The following is a 17,369-nucleotide window of genomic DNA, read 5'->3' on the forward strand; positions in this document are numbered from 1 at the left end:
TACAGAGGGAATTCAGCGCTATCCGCAGGTTGTTGTTGGTGCATAGCGCTGTTTTAGCATAGACGGTTATGTCACTGCAGACAGGTAGGAGATGAAAGGTTGAGAGTTGCGAGTGGCTTTCGACACTGCCGAGGGCCGCTAAGCTGTTTTGTAGAACTAATGCGAGGCAGCCCGTAACTTTAACCTTTACGTAACCTCAGTACTCGCCGCCAGCACAGGTAAGGGATACACTTAGGCCTCTTGCGAACACTATTAAGGACTGATTATGCAACCACAAGCTCTACCCGCTATTGATGAGAAAGCACGTATTCAATGGGCGTGCCGTCGCGGTATGCTGGAGTTGGATATCGCCATTATGCCGTTCTTTAAATATGACTATGACTCGCTAAATGATACCGACAAGCAGACTTTTATTCGCTTGCTGGGTGCTGATGATCCTGATCTGTTTAACTGGATGATGGAACACGGTAAGCCAGCAGACCCTGCCCTCAAACACATGGTGGATCTGATACGTGAACGTAACCGACAGCGCGGTCCGGTGGCAGAGTGAACTAAAGCCATCACGTTTAGCCGCTCAAATTCAGTGGAGTGCCCAGGGCATAGTATTACTGGTGATCGTCGTCAGCCCGTGGTCATGGGCTTGGGGGCTAGGTAAATTGCTGGCTGCGGTGGTGGTCTGCCGAGAAGGTCAGCAAGCCCGACGGCGTTTCCAGCAGCACATTGGGCGTATAAGCCTTAATAATCAGGATATCTGGGAATGGCGTCAGCAACAGTGGCAAACACGCGGGCAACTGGGGTGGTTACCCTTTACGGTGCTGTTGTCACTGGAAAGTGAGTATGGCAAGCGTTACCGTTTTTGGCTGATGAAAGATGCCATGCCACAGGCCGCCTGGCGCGGGCTTAGGATGCACTGGTTTTATGGTCGCCGGAGTCGGCAGTAAACCCAGTTACAGTAGAGCTTCCATCTCCCCAAGGATCTGCTCACACCAGCGTTCGACACGTTCATCGGTCATTTCGAACTGGTTAACATCATCCAGAGCCAGACCAACAAAATGAGTTTCCCCCGGCAGTACGGCTTTCTGGCTGAGAAACTCAAAACCGTCGGTCGGCCAGTAACCGACAAAGCGAACACCCATAGGTTTCAGCAGATCATGGAGCATACCGAGTGCATCCAAGAACCATTCGCTGTAGCCAATTTGATCGCCCATTCCATACAGCGCCACGATTTTACCGTTCAATTGCAGGTCAGGGAGCATCGTCCATACCGCTTCCCAGTCTTCCTGAAGCACACCGAAATCCCAAGTCGGGATGCCCATGATCAACAGATCATAGTGCTGCATCGCTTCCACGGGACCGTCTTTCACATTATGCAGGGTGACTAAGTCGTCACCGATAAAATCACGGATTTTTTCCGCAACCATTTCGGTGTAACAGGTGCTAGAACCATAGAATAGGCCGATTTTCATACCAAGGGTGCTCTGTCATTTCTCAACTGCGATCTATGGTAACAGAAACGTTGGGTGAGCCGTCCAGCAATATTCCCCCGTTAAGCAGTAAGGCGTAATGCGGGGTTAAGCCTATTTGCTAGGCTCAATGGCATCTGGTACCTAGTACCTAGTACCTAGTACCTAGTACCTAGCAGTGTCTGATATTTCAGTGCGGGGCAGGGAAGCGACAGCAGAGGATTTGCAGACTTAAAGCGTTAAGCCGGTTAGTTAGCACTGTTGATGTCAAAAGTTGGCAACACTCCTGCAACAGCAGCCATAATCAAACAGAAAGCAGGCTTTTGGCTTATCTCTGCCAGCGAGAAGGTGGTTTTTCCCCATTTTGTTCCTTTTTCAGGCATAATAGCCGCCTATATCAGTCATAAACCCTGTCAGAACACGGAGTCACAGTGGCAGAACATCCGCAACATGACGAGAATTTGCAACGGGTTGAGCTCTTTCTGGATACCGTCTGGATCGAGCGTAACCTCGCAGAAAATACCCTGTCTTCCTACCGTCAGGATCTGCACCAGCTCACCGACTGGATGAAAACCCGCAATCTCTCTCTGCTCACGGTGACCGCTAGCGACCTGCAGAGTTTCTTGGCTGAACGCCTTGAACATGGCCGAAAGGCGAGCAGTTCCGCAAGACAGCTCAGTGCTATGCGCCGTTTGTTCCAGTACCTTTACCGTGAAAAACTGCGCTCTGATGATCCGACGTCGGTATTGTCATCCCCTAAATTGCCGCAGCGACTGCCAAAAGATCTCAGTGAAGCCCGTATCGAGCGGCTGTTACAGGCTCCTTCCATTGAGATCCCTTTGGAACTTCGCGACAAAGCGATGCTCGAACTGCTGTATGCCACCGGGTTGCGTGTCTCGGAACTGGTCAGCCTGTCCCTCAGCGATATCAGCCTGCGTCAAGGGGTGGTGCGGGTAGTGGGGAAAGGGGACAAAGAACGGCTGGTGCCACTCGGTGAAGAGGCGATCTACTGGCTAGAGCAATACTTGGAATATAGCCGCCCGTGGCTCACCAATGGACAGACACTGGATGTGTTATTTCCCAGTAACCGGGCTAGGCAGATGACCCGCCAGACTTTCTGGCATCGCATTAAACATTATGCCGTACTGGCAGGTATCGACAGTGAAAGCTTGTCACCGCATGTTCTGCGTCATGCATTCGCCACCCATCTGCTAAACCATGGTGCCGACCTACGGGTAGTGCAGATGCTGTTGGGGCACAGCGACCTGTCGACAACTCAGATTTATACCCATGTGGCCAATGAACGGCTACGTCAGTTACATCAACAGCACCATCCCCGGGCCTGAGGCAGGGGTGATAAAGGACATCAGCGTAATGAAAAAATCTCTTTTAGCAGCAGCGTTGTTTTGTGCCGTCTTTTCGGGTCTGGCGCAGGCAGATGACTCCGCCATTCAAAGTACTCTACAGCGGTTAGGCGTCAAAGTGACCGATATTCAGCCTTCGCCGCTGCCTGGCATGAAAACAGTGTTGACTGATAATGGTGTCTTTTATGTCACTAATGACGGTAAGCAGATGATCCAGGGGCCACTGTACGATGTCAGTGGTCCGCGTCCGGTCAACAGCACCTTCCGCCTGCTGGACAAAAAAGTTGAGCAGATGGTTCCGGATATGATCGTCTACAAGGCACCGAAGCAGCAACATGTTGTGACCGTGTTTACGGACATTACCTGTGGCTACTGTCATAAACTTCATCAGCAGATGGCGGACTATAACGCCTTAGGGATCACCGTCCGTTATCTGGCCTTCCCGCGTGAAGGGATGGGTGGCGACGTCGCCAAAGCGATGACCTCTGTGTGGTGTGCGGCTGATCGTAAAAAAGCCTTCGACGCCGCAATGGACGGTAAGACCCCGGCAGCTGCCACCTGTAATATCGATCTCTCCCGCCAATATCAACTGGGTGTGATGTACGGTATTCAGGGGACGCCAGCGATCCTTACCGACAGTGGTGTACTGATCCCAGGTTACCAGGGACCGCAGGAGTTGAAACAGTATCTCGACAGTCTCAAAGCAGGGCAGTAACTTTTGACAGCACAACAGGCTTCACAACTTCGCCGCCGCTCTTCCGACGGCGAATCCTCATTGCCGGCGACGTTGCCGGCTTTATTACGTCGGCTCTATCACCTGCGCGGGATCACCGCAGACAGCGAACTGGAGCGTGGTGCCGCCTCACTACTGCCTTGGCAACAACTGAACGGTATCGAAACGGCAGCGCAGATTTTACATCAGGCGCTGGCAAGCCAGCAGCGGATCCTAATTGTTGGTGATTTCGATGCTGACGGGGCGACCAGCACCGCATTGTCGATGTTGGCGCTGAAAGCCATGGGCGCGGAAAATATCGCGTTTCTGGTGCCCAACCGTTTTGAGGATGGCTACGGCCTCAGCCCGGAAGTGGTGGAGCAGGCCAAAGCCCGAGGTGCCGAACTGATCCTGACAGTGGATAACGGTATTTCCTCATACGCTGGCGTTGACTTGGCGAATCAGTATGGGATGCAGGTTGTAGTCACCGATCACCATCTACCGGGGGAAACCCTACCTGCGGCAGCCGCTATCGTTAATCCGAACCTGAATGATTGTGTTTTTCCATCACGGGCGCTGGCGGGTGTTGGCGTGGCTTTTTACTTGATGATGGCACTGAGGGTGCGGCTGCGTGAACAGGGCTGGTTTCAGGATCGGCCACAGCCAAATTTGGCAGCGTGGCTGGACTTGGTGGCATTGGGGACAGTGGCCGATGTGGTGCCACTGGATGCCAATAACCGAATTTTAGTGTGGCAGGGCTTACAGCGGATCCGCGCCGGAAAATGTCGACCCGGGATCCGCGCGTTGCTGGAGGTGGCTAACCGCTCGTCATCAAAGCTGGTAGCCAGTGATCTCGGTTTTGCCCTCGGTCCGCGCCTCAATGCGGCTGGACGTCTTGATGATATGTCGGTCGGGGTTTCATTACTGCTCACTGAGGATATTCAGCAGGCCCGTATGCTGGCCAGTGAACTGGATGCCCTTAATCAGACCCGTAAAGAAATTGAGCAGGGCATGCAGGCGGAAGCACTGAGCCTATGTGATTCTCTGGTGCAGCAGCATCAGGAACTGCCCCACGGCTTGGCGTTTTATCATCCGCAATGGCATCAGGGCGTGGTCGGGATTGTCGCCTCGCGTCTTAAAGAGCGTTTTCACCGGCCGGTATTTGCCTTTGCTCCGGCAGGGGACGGCACCCTAAAAGGTTCTGGTCGGTCGGTGGCGGGGTTACACCTGCGGGATGTGCTGGAACGCTTGGATACCCTTAACCCGGGGCTTATCCTTAAATTTGGCGGCCATGCCATGGCGGCGGGGCTGTCTTTGGATGAAAACCAGTTTGACGCCTTCCGTCAGGCGTTTGCCGAGATCGCCGCCGAGTGGCTGGATGCCAGTCAGTTACAGGGCGTGGTGTGGTCAGACGGTGAACTCAGCGGCAATGATATGACGTTACCGGTCGCCGAAATGCTGCGCGAAGCCGGGCCTTGGGGACAGATGTTTCCCGAACCGGTGTTTGACGGTAAATTCCGCATCCTTCAGCAACGGCTGGTGGGGGAGCGGCACCTGAAACTGATGCTGGAACCGGTAGACGGTGGGCCGCTACTGGATGGGATTGCCTTCAATATCGATACCCGCCTTTGGCCGGATAACAGTATTCGCCAAGCCGAAGTGGCCTATAAACTCGACATTAATGAGTTCCGCGGACAGCGCAATGTTCAGCTACTGATTGAGCATCTCTGGCCGCTAAGTTGAGTGGCAGTGTCCGTTTTCTGATTATCCCTTAAACAAAAGTGTTTCGCGGATGCTTAAGGGATACCCGAATCAGCCCCTTTCCGGTAGACTATATGGCCTTAATTATGCCATTAACCGTCCAACTAAAAGATATCTGAGCCATGTTTGAAATTAATCCGGTGAAAAATCGCATCCAGGACCTCACTGATCGCAGCCAGCTGCTTCGGGGGTATCTTTGACTATGATGCTAAAAACGAACGTCTCGAAGAAGTAAACGCTGAGCTTGAACAATCAGACGTCTGGAATGATCCGGAGCGTGCCCAGGCACTGGGTAAAGAGCGCTCTTCTCTGGAGGCGGTTGTCGGTACTCTGGACCAGATGAACCAGGGGCTGGAAGATGTTAACGGCCTGCTGGAACTGGCAATTGAAGCGGATGACGAAGAGACCTTTAACGAAGCCGTAGCCGAACTGGATGAGCTGGATAAAAAACTGGCTGAACTGGAATTCCGCCGTATGTTCTCCGGTGAATATGACAGCGCAGATTGCTATATCGACCTGCAGGCCGGTTCCGGCGGTACCGAAGCGCAGGATTGGGCCAATATGCTGCTGCGTATGTACTTGCGCTGGGCGGAAGATAAGGGCTTTAAGACCGAAGTGATCGAAGAGTCGGAAGGAGATGTGGCAGGGATTAAATCTGCCACCATCCGCATTTCTGGCGAGTATGCCTTTGGCTGGCTGCGCACCGAAACCGGTGTACACCGTTTAGTGCGTAAGAGCCCGTTCGACTCCGGCGGCCGTCGTCATACCTCGTTCAGTTCTGCGTTTGTCTACCCAGAAGTGGATGACGATATCGATATCGATATCAACCCCGCGGACCTGCGTATTGACGTCTATCGCGCCTCCGGTGCCGGTGGTCAGCACGTTAACCGTACCGAATCCGCAGTGCGTATTACCCACGTTCCCACCGGTACTGTTACCCAGTGTCAGAACGACCGTTCGCAGCATAAGAACAAAGATCAGGCCATGAAGCAGATGAAAGCGAAGTTATACGAGCTGGAAATGCAGAAGAAAAATGCTGAGAAGCAGGCGCTGGAAGATAACAAATCCGACATCGGTTGGGGCAGCCAGATCCGTTCTTATGTGCTCGATGATTCGCGGATCAAAGATCTGCGCACCGGGGTTGAAACCCGTAATACCCAGGCAGTGCTGGACGGCGACCTGGACCGTTTTATTGAAGCCAGCCTGAAAGCAGGCTTATAAGGAAACATCATGTCAGAACAACAACCACAGCAGGCTGATGCCATCCGCGAACTCAATAACGAACTGAAAAATCGTCGCGAAAAACTGTCTGCGCTGCGCCAGAATGGCGTGGCTTTCCCTAACGATTTCCGCCGTGACACTCAGTCAGACAAACTGCATGCTGAGTATGATGCCAAGGAAAACGAAGAACTGGAAGCGACCGGCATCGAAGTCAGCGTTGCTGGCCGTATGATGACCCGCCGTATTATGGGTAAAGCCGCGTTCGTAACCCTGCAGGATGCCGGTGGCCGTATTCAGCTGTACGTGTCCCGTGATGATCTGCCGGAAGGCTATTATAACGAACAGTTTAAAAAGTGGGACCTCGGCGATATTCTTGGGGCGCGCGGTAAACTGTTTAAGACCAAAACCGGTGAGCTCTCCATTCACTGTACTGAACTGCGTCTACTGACCAAAGCCCTGCGCCCGCTGCCGGATAAGTTCCACGGCCTTGCAGATCAGGAAACCCGTTACCGTCAGCGTTACCTTGACCTGATCGCCAATGAAGAGTCACGTAACACCTTCCAAATCCGCTCAAAAATTATGGCTGGTATTCGTCAGTTTATGGTTGAGCGTGAGTTTATGGAAGTGGAAACACCAATGATGCAGGTGATCCCTGGCGGTGCATCTGCCCGTCCGTTTATCACCCACCATAATGCGCTGGATATCGATATGTATCTGCGTATCGCCCCAGAGCTGTACCTGAAGCGTCTGGTGGTCGGTGGCTTTGACCGTGTGTTTGAGATCAACCGTAACTTCCGTAACGAAGGGATCTCGCCGCGGCATAACCCAGAGTTCACCATGATGGAACTCTATATGGCCTACGCCGATTACAACGATCTGATCGAATTGACCGAAAGCCTGTTCCGTACCTTGGCGGAAAAGGTGCTGGGTCATACCGCAGTGACTTACGGTGATCAGGTCTTCGATTTCGGTAAACCGTTTGCCCGCCTGACCATGCGTGAAGCGATCAAAAAATACCGTCCAGAAACCGAACTCAGCGATCTGGATGACTTTGATAAAGCGGTAGCCATTGCGGGCTCACTGGGGATCAAAGTGGAGAAAAGCTGGGGCCTGGGACGGGTTGTCACGGAAATTTTCGAAGAGACTGCCGAAAGCCAGCTGATCCAGCCGACCTTTATTACCGAATATCCGGCGGAAGTTTCGCCACTGGCGCGTCGTAACGATGAAAACCCGGAAATTACCGACCGCTTTGAGTTCTTTATCGGTGGACGTGAAATCGGTAATGGTTTCTCTGAGCTGAACGATGCTGAAGACCAAGCACAACGTTTCCAGGATCAGGTTAACGCCAAAGATGCCGGCGATGATGAAGCCATGTTCTACGACGAAGACTATGTCACCGCACTGGAGCATGGCCTGCCACCGACCGCAGGCCTAGGAATTGGTATTGACCGTATGGTGATGCTGTTTACCGACAGCCACACTATCCGTGATGTGATCCTGTTCCCGGCGCTGCGCCCGGAAAGCAAGTAAGTTCTTCTCTAAACCAGCCGGGCGATATGCCCGGCTTTTTTGTGGATTGATATCAGGAGTCTGAGCAGCCGGTTATTCCGATTTTTATTCAACCCCCCTTTCTGACACACCCGCAATCGCAGCCTAAGTTTGGCTCATCGATCACCCTCCTGAATAGGCCGTTGATACTGATCTTGAATTAAGAAATATCTCTGACGGATGATAACCTTGCCCAAGTCGCTTCTGGCGGTGTCGGCACCTTTCCCAATCTACGTCTTATAACATTGAGCTAGCGATTCTAGCGAAAAATTATTTAGCCTTTTCATAACCTTCGGGTATTTTTCTTATGAAAAAGCCATGCTACTAGCCTTGCCTCGTTGGCTGTTGGCTAAGACGTCAGTTTTTGTAAAAAACCAGGAATTTATCTATATCTTTAGCCCCAAGAATTACTGATACTCGAAATCATTCTCAGGATCAGCAATGTAAACAGTTTTTGCTGGCGGTAAGTAGAACCGTCAAAGTGTACTGGACAGTCCATTGGTAGCTGTAAGCCAAGGGCGGTAGCGTGCCTAATTACTGAGATAACCGTCTGTCATGACGAAGAATTCTCCATTACTGTTCACCCAGCCCGTGCGGCTTAAGCTATTTAACCGTCATACAGCATGTGGATGCTCACCCTGAGTAAGGCCTGAGTCAGTAGATAAAACAGGCTTTTTGGTGGAAATCATGGTTTACACTGCTATTATCAGCCGATTGGCGTGCCGGATGGCCGACAGTATTCACTGTTAAGCTTGCTTCCGGATCCATAGTTGTTAGCCAGTAGGGCCAGGCTGCCACGATGATTTCAATGATGATCTTTAAACTGTAACCGACGGGCGCTCACCGTAAGTGGCCCGGAGTGTCTTTCCATAAGTGATGATATAAATTGATGAAAACAACTGCACTGAAACTGACAGCTGCAGCGGCTCTGGTAGCACTACTGAGTGGCTGTACTATCGTCCCCGGACAGCATTTAAGCACCGGCTCTAAACACGTGGTCGAACAGCCGGACAGTAACACTGACTGGAATAAAATGGTCAATGTCTATCCGATGACCCCTGATTTGATCGATAAACTGAGACCGGCCCCGGTAATGGCGCAGCCTAACCCACAGCTAGACAGCTTACTGCGCAGCTATCAGTACCGTATCGGTCCCGGGGATGTGCTGATGGTCACCGTCTATGATCACCCTGAATTGACCAACCCAGCCGGGACTTATCGCAGCGCCAGCGATACCGGTAACTGGGTAGGTGCCGATGGTAATATTTTCTACCCTTATATCGGTAAAGTGCATGTCGCCGGCCGCACCCTTGATGAAGTGCGTGTAGAAATTGCCCGCCGCTTAGCGACTTATATTGAGAGCCCTCAGGTGGATGTGGCGGTCGCGGCTTTCCGTTCACAGAAAGCCTATGTGACCGGTGAAGTGAATAAGTCCGGTCAGCAGGCGATCACCAATGTGCCGCTAACGGTGATGGATGCGATAAATGCTGCCGGGGGACTGGCCGCCGATGCTGATTGGCGGCATGTGGTGCTAACCCATAACGGTACCGATCAAATTATCTCACTGCAGTCACTGATGCAGAAGGGCGACCTGCTGCAAAACCATCTGCTGTATCCTGGCGATATTCTGTATGTGCCGCGTAATGATGACCAAAAAGTGTTTGTGATGGGTGAAGTCGGTCAGCAAAGTACCCTGAAGATGGATCGTAGTGGCATGACCCTGGCGGAAGCGCTGGGCAGTGCCCAAGGGATTAATCAGCAATATGCTAATGCCTCCGGTATCTTTGTGATCCGCCAGATCCCTAAAGATAAAGACGGACGGATCGCCAATATTTATCAGTTAGATGCTAAAGACGCTTCTACCATGGTGCTGTCCACCGAGTTCCAGCTGCAGCCTTACGATATTGTCTATGTCACTACCGCTCCAGTGGTCCGTTGGGGCCGTGTGATTTCACAATTGGTACCGACTATCAGCGGTGTACACGATATGACCGAAACGGTCCGCTATATCAGGACCTGGCCATAATGTTTAACTCTATTTTAGTGGTCTGTACCGGTAATATCTGCCGCTCTCCGATCGGTGAGCGTTTACTAAGGCAGAAATTACCGAGCAAAAAAATTGATTCTGCCGGGGTCGGAGCCTTAGTCGACCATGCGGCCGATAACTCTGCTATCGCGGTTGCAGATGAGCATGGCTTGTCGCTGGAAGGGCATAAAGGGCAGCAGTTTACTGGCCGGCTGGGACGGCAATATGATCTGATCCTGGTGATGGAAAAACAGCATATCGAACAGGTCACCCGTATTGCTCCGGAAGCTCGAGGTAAAACTTTACTATTCGGCCATTGGTTGGGAAATAAAGAGATCCCGGACCCTTACCGGCAGAGTATGGAAGCATTTGAATTTGTCTATCAGTTACTGGAACAGTCTGCGACGGGCTGGACTTCAAAACTGGGTGGTTAACTTTTAGGAAGTAAATGCATGTCTTCGATAGTTAAAAATAAGCCGGTCACGCCGGACAGTGATGAAATCGATCTGGGACGGTTGTTGGGTGAACTGCTAGACCATAAAAAACTGATAATCAGTGTCACCGCGCTGTTTACGGTACTGGCCATACTCTATGCGCTGTTTGCCACCCCAGTCTATCAAGCAGATGCCCTGGTCCAGGTGGAAGAGAAACAGGGTAATGCCCTGTTAAATAGCCTCAGTCAGATGCTGCCGAACAGCCAGCCACAGTCGGCCCCGGAAATTGCGCTATTACAGTCACGAATGATCCTCGGTAAAACCGTCGATGACCTTAATCTACAAGCCCAAATTGAGCAGAAATATTTCCCAGTATTCGGTCGCGGCTGGGCACGACTCACCGGTCACCAGCCAGGTCGAGTGACCGTGGGACGTATTTATGTTGCCGCACAACAGGGTAAGGTTCCTGAACTGACTTTGACGCAGCAAGATAACGGCAACTATCGCCTAACCGGTGGTGGTTATAATTTACAAGGGCATATCGGTCAGCTATTAGAAGATAAAGGACTTTCTTTGCTGATAAACGATATTCAGGCACCGGTCGGTACAGCCTTTTCGGTTAATTATATTAGCTGGTTGAATGCGATTAATAATCTGCAACAGTCATTTAGTGCTGTTGATCAGGGCAAAGACTCTGGAATGTTAAATCTAACATTAATCGGCAATGACCCTGAGTTAGTTCAGCAGACATTACGCAGTATCAGTGATAACTATCTGGCACAAAATATTGATCTGCAGGCGGCCCAAGACTCTAAAAGCCTGCAGTTTTTGGATCAGCAGCTGCCACAGGTGCGTGCACAGCTGGACAGCGCAGAAGATAAACTCAGTGCTTACCGTAAGCGCAGCGATTCCGTTGACCTCAATATCCAAGCCCGTTCAACATTGGAACAGGTAGTAAACGTTGATAACCAGTTAAATCAGCTGACTTTCCGCGAAGCCGAAATATCGCAATTATATACCAAGGACCATCCGACCTATAAAGCCTTGCTGGAAAAGCGTAAGACCCTAGAACAGGAAAAGGCTAAGCTTAACCAACAGGTCTCCGGGATGCCAGCCACCCAACAGGAAGTATTACGCCTAAGCCGTGATGTGGATTCCGGTCGAGCGGTATATATGCAGTTACTGAACCGTCAACAGGAACTGAATATTGCTAAAAATAGTGCTATTGGTAATGTACGTATTGTTGATAATGCCATTACTGAACCAGCTCCGGTTAAACCTAAAAAGCAACTGATAGTACTGATTGGATTTGTATTCGGTATTTTTGTTTCAGTAGGACTAGTACTGCTACGAGTATTTTTACGTCGTGGTATCGACTCTCCGGAGCAACTCGAAGAAGCGGGAATCAATGTCTATGCCAGTGTGCCGGTTTCGGAATGGATGCAGCGTAGTGCACCTAAAATTAAATTAAAAGGGAATAAACAGGAAAATATCAGTTTTCTGGCGATTGATAACCCAGCAGATTTGGCCATTGAAGCGATCCGCAGCTTACGTACCAGCTTGCACTTTGCGATGATGGAAGCCAAAAATAATGTGCTGATGATTTCTGGTGCCAGCCCCGATGTCGGTAAGACCTTTATTAGCAGTAACCTAGCAGCGGTGATTGCCCAGACCGGTCAGAAAGTGCTGTTTATTGATGCGGATATGCGCAAAGGTTATGTGCATAAAGTGTTTAAGGCAGGCACCGAGCATGGACTATCAGATATTCTTTCCGGCAAATCCACTGCTGAGCAAGGGGTAAAAAAGGTCAGCGAAGCTGGGTTTGATTTTATCTCCCGTGGAGCTGCACCTCCTAACCCGGCAGAATTACTGATGAACCCACGTTTTGAACAACTGATCGATTGGGCGAGCCAAAATTATGACTTGGTTCTAATCGATACTCCGCCGGTATTGGCAGTCACCGATGCGGCCATTATTGGGCGTTATGCCGGGGCTAGTTTGGTAGTGGCACGTTTTGAACAGAGTACCGTGAAAGAAATGGAAGTCAGTATTAAACGCTTTGAACAGAGCGGTATTGAAGTTAAAGGCTGTATCCTAAATGGCATTGTGAAAAAAGCCAGCAGTTATTATGGCTATGGTTATAGCCATTACGGGTATTCCTACGATAATAAATAAAAATAATCAGCCCCTAATGGGGCTGTTTACCCTCCTAGATTACTGATCCTCATTATTAATTCTAATCTATAAACCTTTAACACTTTGTCCTAATAGGGCGTTGGTGAGGGAAATCATGACGCGTGTAGCACGTAACTTCTGGGTCAGTACCTTACTGATCTTATCAGACTTTATCGGTTTTACTTTAGCCATTTATATTGCTAAAGGGATCTTATTACTCAGTTTTAGCCACTTTAAACAACGTATCCCGGATATCCCTACCGAAGGCTGGATCAGCCTACACTGGGGGCTGGCATTTTGCTGCATTGGTTGGTTTGCCTTCCGTTTGCGCCATTACTTTTACCGTAAAACCTTCTGGTTTGAACTTAAAGAGATCCTACGGACCCTGATTATTTTCGCCATTTTTGAAATAGCCATTGTTGCCTTTGCTAAATGGTATTTCTCCCGTTACCTTTGGGTATTAACTTGGTTACTTATCCTGATTATGGTACCGGCTCTGAGAATGATTAGTAAGAAGCTGCTAGATAAAGCTGGATTATGGCAACGGGATACTTTGATTATCGGCAGCGGTAAAAATGCTATTGATGCTTACCATGCGATCACCAGTGAAAAAAACCTCGGTTTTCGGGTGATTGGCTTTATCAGTAGTGATCATACTGACACTGCGGTCAAAGAAATTAATGGAGTAGCAGTTAAGTACTATAGCAGTGACTGGTTATCGAAAAATATGGATAAACAGATGCAGTTTATCGTGGCACTAGAAAATGAACAGGCGGAGCTACGCAATAACTGGCTACGAGAAATGATGATCAAAGGTTACCGCTATGTGGCAGTGATCCCAACCTTACGCGGCATGCCGTTAGACAGTACTGATATGTCGTTTATCTTTAGCCATGAAGTGATGATTTTCCGCGTACATCAGAACTTAGCCAAATGGTCATCACGCTTCCTGAAACGATCTTTTGATATTATCGCCTCGCTGGCAATTATTACTCTATTATCGCCACTGTTACTGTATATTCGCAGTAAAGTGACCAAAGACGGCGGTCCGGCTATCTATGGACATGAGCGTATTGGGAAAAATGGTAAGCCGTTTAAATGCTTGAAATTCCGTTCGATGGCGGTTAATTCCAAAGAATTATTGGCTGAATTACTGGCTAATGATCCAGAGGCTAAAGCCGAATGGGACGAGACTTTTAAATTAAAAAATGATCCGCGGGTCACTAAAATCGGTGATTTACTGCGTCGAACCAGCATGGACGAACTGCCACAATTATTTAATGTGCTAAAAGGTGAAATGAGTTTAGTAGGGCCGAGACCAATCATCCATGAAGAACTAGAACGTTACCATGAACAGGTTGACTACTATCTTATGAGTAAACCGGGCATGACCGGACTCTGGCAGGTCAGTGGCCGTAGCGATGTCGACTATGAAACTCGAGTGTATTTTGACGCTTGGTATGTAAAAAACTGGTCGATGTGGAATGATATTGCTATTTTATTCAAAACGATAAATGTTGTTCTTAAACGTGATGGTGCATATTAATTAAAAAAGAGTAAGATATGAAAATAAACCTAAGAACTTTGAGAACATTCATTTTATTGATGTTATGCCCATTAGTTGGTGGCTTGGCAACAATTTTTTCTGTTAACAGAGAAAATAGGAAGAGTTCTATTTTTTTACTTTCTTTGTTTTCTGCTGTGATGGTTTTTTACGTTCCTCCATTTCAAGATTTATATCGAAGGTTTTTAGAAACATATAGTATCTACAATGCAAATACAAGCTACTCTAGTGTTATGTCAGGAGAAGTGGATGTTGTATTTTATGTAATGTCTCTGTTTTTTAAAAAAAATGGTATCCCATTTTTTTATATAAGTGTACTAGTTGTTTTTTCATCTGTTTGGAACCACCTCAACGCATTGTCAGTTATCTTGGAAGGCAAGAAATATAATGTTTCTAACGAAAGATTACTCTTCATTTTTTATTTTTGCTTCATTAATATTATTGTTATTTCGTTAGGAATTAGAATGGGGTGGGCTGTTTCATTTGCAGTAAGGGGAGTGGTATCATACTTCTTCATAGAGACAAGGAAATGGCGAACTTCGATACCGCTACTCTTATTTTCTGCACTAATTCATTTTTCAATGTTTTATGTGATTGCTATTTTTATAGCATCGAATTTTATAAAAATAAGTAAAAAACTCCTCCCAGTTTGTCTAGTTTTATCATTGGTTTTTGGGAAGACAATTATTCCTATAGTACTCGGGAAATTTGGCTTTGGAGGCTTGAGTGAATATGCATTGGATGGTTATATAAATAACTCCACATTCGCTAACCAAGGTGATAGCACACATGAATTTATAGTTTACGCTTATTACTATTTAGTTGTAGCGGCTATGACAGTATATTATTTCTTATTCTCTGATCGTAAGGATCATAAGTATACAAATTTTTTATGTATATATATATCTTCTTGTTTCCTTCTTTCTTCATTTTATGTGGCTTTTAATCGATATTTCGTTGAGACAGGGGTTTATTTTTATATTGTCGGTATTGCGAGTATGAATGATATTTATATTAAAAGGGCTAAATACCTTATATTACTACTTGCTGTTTTTAATCTGTCTTTTGCCAATATATATCTACAAAGAAGACCTATTTTATTCGGTAATATGTGGGTGTCTTTATTTAAACCGCCTGTTTTGTACGCATTTAGAACTGAAAAGGATTTTGAAGATAAATTGCAATATGTCAACTTAGATGGGAATTGGATCGGCCATGATATACAATAACTACAATTTTCTAAAGGCTCTAAAGATTTTAAGGTTTATATCGTATCGACTTTTTGGGAAAAAAAAGTTATTTAATTATATTAATGAATTGGTAAAGAATAGGATAAGAAAAGATTTTAGCCGTGGTGTACATAAAAGTAATAATAACCATATAGTAAATGCCTCTACCGGAACTGGAGTAAATACCATATGGGTATGTTGGCTACAAGGTGAAGCAAGGGCCCCACGTATAGTTGAAAATTGTATAAGATCTATAAGGAGGAATTCTCCAGACGGTTATAAAGTGATTGTTATAGATAATGATAACTATAAAAATTTTGTTGAAATTCCAGAAGAGATAACAAATAAATACGAGTCAGGTATCATAACCAAAACACATTTTAGTGATATTCTAAGGTGGTCATTGTTATCAATGTATGGCGGTTTTTGGATGGATTCAACAATTTATATAAATAGAAATATAAATTTCATTTCATCTATGGATTTTTTTACACTGAAAGAAAAAAATTATTCAGAGGAGTATATAACAAAAGGGCGTTGGAGTGGTTTTTTCATCAAATGTCCTTATAACTATCATCCGGCCAAATTGATATATAGTCACCTGATAAGATATTGGAAAGAAAATAATGAAATGATAGATTATTTCTTAATTGATTACATATTAGATTATGTATATGAAGAATCTATTGATTTTAGGAAAGATGTAGATGCGCTTCCTTATTATGGTGATTGTATATATAAGATAATGAATTCAGTTAACAATAATGAATGCAATGAATGCAATGAAGATATAGGGATATATAAGTTGTCTTATAAGATAACGACTGAAGATGAGGATTTAATACTAAAGCGAGTATCAAGCCTTATAGATAACTCAGGAGAACTCCATTGAAAGTATCTATTTGTATAGCCGCGTATAATGTAGCGGGGTTCATCGAGGATTGCCTTAATTCTATTATCGAACAGACTCATCAAAACTTTGAGGTTATAATAGTAAACGATGGGTCGACTGATGACACTGAAAGCATAATAAAAAATAAAATTAATTCTGATGAAAGGTTTTTACTTATCAATACAGAGAATGAAGGAGTTGCGAACGCAAGGAACATAGCACTAAAAAATTCCACTGGGGAATATATTATTATATTGGATAGTGATGATTATTTGGATAAGGAATGCCTTCAAGTTGCTATTGATAATATATCTGATAGTGACATTTTAATATTTAATTACAAGAAAGATGATGGTTTTAAAATAACTGAAAATAAGGAATTCCCTCAAAGATGCTTTGATCCTTCTTATGGGAATGTCGAAGGCCTCGCAATCGAAGCCATTGAGATTGAGCCAAATCCATGGGGTAAATTATATAAAAAAAATGTATTTGATAATATAGAATATCCAAGAGGTTTGTATTACGAAGATTATGCGGTTTTTTATAATATTTTGTCTGGAAGAAAAATAAAAATAATCCAAGACTGTTTGTATTTTTACAGGATTAGGAAAGGGTCGATCATGCGTTCATTTTCTAGAAAACATATCGATGATAAAGTAAAAATAATGAATAAGTTGAAGAGTGATGTTTGTGAGGATGAATTATCATATCACACACATAGTAAATCCTATATAGATTCATATAATTTCCACTTAGTATTCGTGACTGCAAATATAATATTCAACAGTAGGGATTCTATCAGGGATGGGGTTTTATACTTAAATGGCTTTATAGATCGAAATATTTTTAATTATAAAAACATAATCTCCTCCAATGTGTTATCAAAACAGGTTAAGTTTTTTTTGATTGCTTACTTAGTAAGCCCAAGGTTTAGCTATCTTCTGAAAATGTTTAGGAAGACTCTGTCGAGGTCATAATGG

The 17,369-nt window shown here is 46.5% G+C and carries 16 protein-coding genes; 14 read left to right on the forward strand and 2 right to left on the reverse strand.

The window, feature by feature from the left end:
• Window positions 1–265: 265 nt before the first annotated feature.
• Both sdhE and DW47_RS0100615 read left to right on the forward strand, forming a co-directional pair.
• Window positions 266–550 carry an FAD assembly factor SdhE gene (gene sdhE / locus DW47_RS0100610; protein ID WP_029684374.1) on the forward strand — a complete coding sequence of 95 codons (285 nt, stop codon included), beginning with the start codon at window positions 266–268 and terminating at the stop codon, window positions 548–550.
• Window positions 513–941 carry a protein YgfX gene (locus DW47_RS0100615; protein ID WP_071846596.1) on the forward strand — a complete coding sequence of 143 codons (429 nt, stop codon included), beginning with the start codon at window positions 513–515 and terminating at the stop codon, window positions 939–941. Before sdhE ends, DW47_RS0100615 begins: the two co-directional genes overlap by 38 nt.
• A gap of 6 nt (window positions 942–947) precedes the next feature.
• Here DW47_RS0100615 and fldB read toward each other — a convergent pair whose 3' ends face one another.
• A complete protein-coding gene (gene fldB / locus DW47_RS0100620) occupies window positions 948–1,466 on the reverse strand; it encodes a flavodoxin FldB (RefSeq protein WP_029684376.1) in 519 nt (172 codons plus the stop codon).
• Window positions 1,467–1,711: 245 nt separating this feature from the next.
• Window positions 1,712–1,846, reverse strand: coding sequence for a hypothetical protein (locus DW47_RS17775; protein WP_277618929.1), 135 nt, complete (start codon window positions 1,844–1,846; stop codon window positions 1,712–1,714).
• A gap of 48 nt (window positions 1,847–1,894) precedes the next feature.
• Here DW47_RS17775 and xerD point away from each other — a divergent pair, with 48 nt between their 5' ends.
• The 12 genes from xerD (at window position 1,895) to DW47_RS0100680 (ending at window position 17,366) form a co-directional block, all read left to right on the forward strand.
• Window positions 1,895–2,809 carry a site-specific tyrosine recombinase XerD gene (gene xerD / locus DW47_RS0100625; RefSeq protein WP_029684377.1) on the forward strand — a complete coding sequence of 305 codons (915 nt, stop codon included), beginning with the start codon at window positions 1,895–1,897 and terminating at the stop codon, window positions 2,807–2,809.
• 28 nt (window positions 2,810–2,837) lie between these two features.
• Window positions 2,838–3,542: a bifunctional protein-disulfide isomerase/oxidoreductase DsbC gene (gene dsbC, locus DW47_RS0100630; RefSeq protein ID WP_029684378.1), complete on the forward strand. Its 705-nt coding sequence runs from the start codon at window positions 2,838–2,840 to the stop codon at window positions 3,540–3,542.
• A 3-nt stretch (window positions 3,543–3,545) separates the two neighbouring features.
• Complete coding sequence (recJ, locus tag DW47_RS0100635; protein WP_029684379.1) at window positions 3,546–5,282, forward strand: single-stranded-DNA-specific exonuclease RecJ; 1,737 nt, start codon at window positions 3,546–3,548, stop codon at window positions 5,280–5,282.
• Window positions 5,283–5,422: 140 nt separating this feature from the next.
• Window positions 5,423–6,521, forward strand: a protein-coding gene (gene prfB, locus DW47_RS0100640; protein ID WP_161606684.1) for a peptide chain release factor 2 whose coding sequence is annotated in 2 segments (ribosomal slippage) — window positions 5,423–5,497 and window positions 5,499–6,521 — 1,098 coding nt in all. Because the reading frame shifts where the segments join, the coding sequence is not laid out codon by codon here.
• A 9-nt stretch (window positions 6,522–6,530) separates the two neighbouring features.
• Window positions 6,531–8,051 carry a lysine--tRNA ligase gene (gene lysS, locus DW47_RS0100645; protein ID WP_029684381.1) on the forward strand — a complete coding sequence of 507 codons (1,521 nt, stop codon included), beginning with the start codon at window positions 6,531–6,533 and terminating at the stop codon, window positions 8,049–8,051.
• 907 nt (window positions 8,052–8,958) lie between these two features.
• Window positions 8,959–10,095, forward strand: coding sequence for a polysaccharide export protein (locus DW47_RS0100650; RefSeq protein WP_029684382.1), 1,137 nt, complete (start codon window positions 8,959–8,961; stop codon window positions 10,093–10,095).
• Window positions 10,095–10,529 carry an arsenate reductase/protein-tyrosine-phosphatase family protein gene (locus DW47_RS0100655; protein ID WP_029684383.1) on the forward strand — a complete coding sequence of 145 codons (435 nt, stop codon included), beginning with the start codon at window positions 10,095–10,097 and terminating at the stop codon, window positions 10,527–10,529. The genes DW47_RS0100650 and DW47_RS0100655 overlap by 1 nt, the downstream gene beginning before the upstream one ends.
• Before the next feature lie 18 nt (window positions 10,530–10,547).
• The gene (locus tag DW47_RS0100660) at window positions 10,548–12,704 is read left to right on the forward strand and encodes a polysaccharide biosynthesis tyrosine autokinase (RefSeq protein ID WP_029684384.1); all 2,157 of its coding nucleotides are present in this window, start codon (window positions 10,548–10,550) and stop codon (window positions 12,702–12,704) included.
• A gap of 115 nt (window positions 12,705–12,819) precedes the next feature.
• A complete protein-coding gene (wbaP, locus tag DW47_RS0100665) occupies window positions 12,820–14,250 on the forward strand; it encodes an undecaprenyl-phosphate galactose phosphotransferase WbaP (RefSeq protein ID WP_029684385.1) in 1,431 nt (476 codons plus the stop codon).
• Between the two features lie 17 nt (window positions 14,251–14,267).
• On the forward strand, window positions 14,268–15,497 hold the full coding sequence (locus DW47_RS0100670; RefSeq protein ID WP_071846598.1) for an EpsG family protein: 1,230 nt from the start codon (window positions 14,268–14,270) through the stop codon (window positions 15,495–15,497).
• Entirely contained in the window at window positions 15,484–16,389 is a 906-nt protein-coding gene (locus DW47_RS0100675; protein WP_161606685.1) for a capsular polysaccharide synthesis protein, read from the forward strand. Before DW47_RS0100670 ends, DW47_RS0100675 begins: the two co-directional genes overlap by 14 nt.
• The gene (locus DW47_RS0100680; RefSeq protein ID WP_029684389.1) at window positions 16,386–17,366 is read left to right on the forward strand and encodes a glycosyltransferase family 2 protein; all 981 of its coding nucleotides are present in this window, start codon (window positions 16,386–16,388) and stop codon (window positions 17,364–17,366) included. The genes DW47_RS0100675 and DW47_RS0100680 overlap by 4 nt, the downstream gene beginning before the upstream one ends.
• Window positions 17,367–17,369 lie beyond the last annotated feature (3 nt).

The organism is Tatumella saanichensis, assembly GCF_000439375.1.
Lineage (GTDB): Bacteria > Pseudomonadota > Gammaproteobacteria > Enterobacterales > Enterobacteriaceae > Tatumella > Tatumella saanichensis.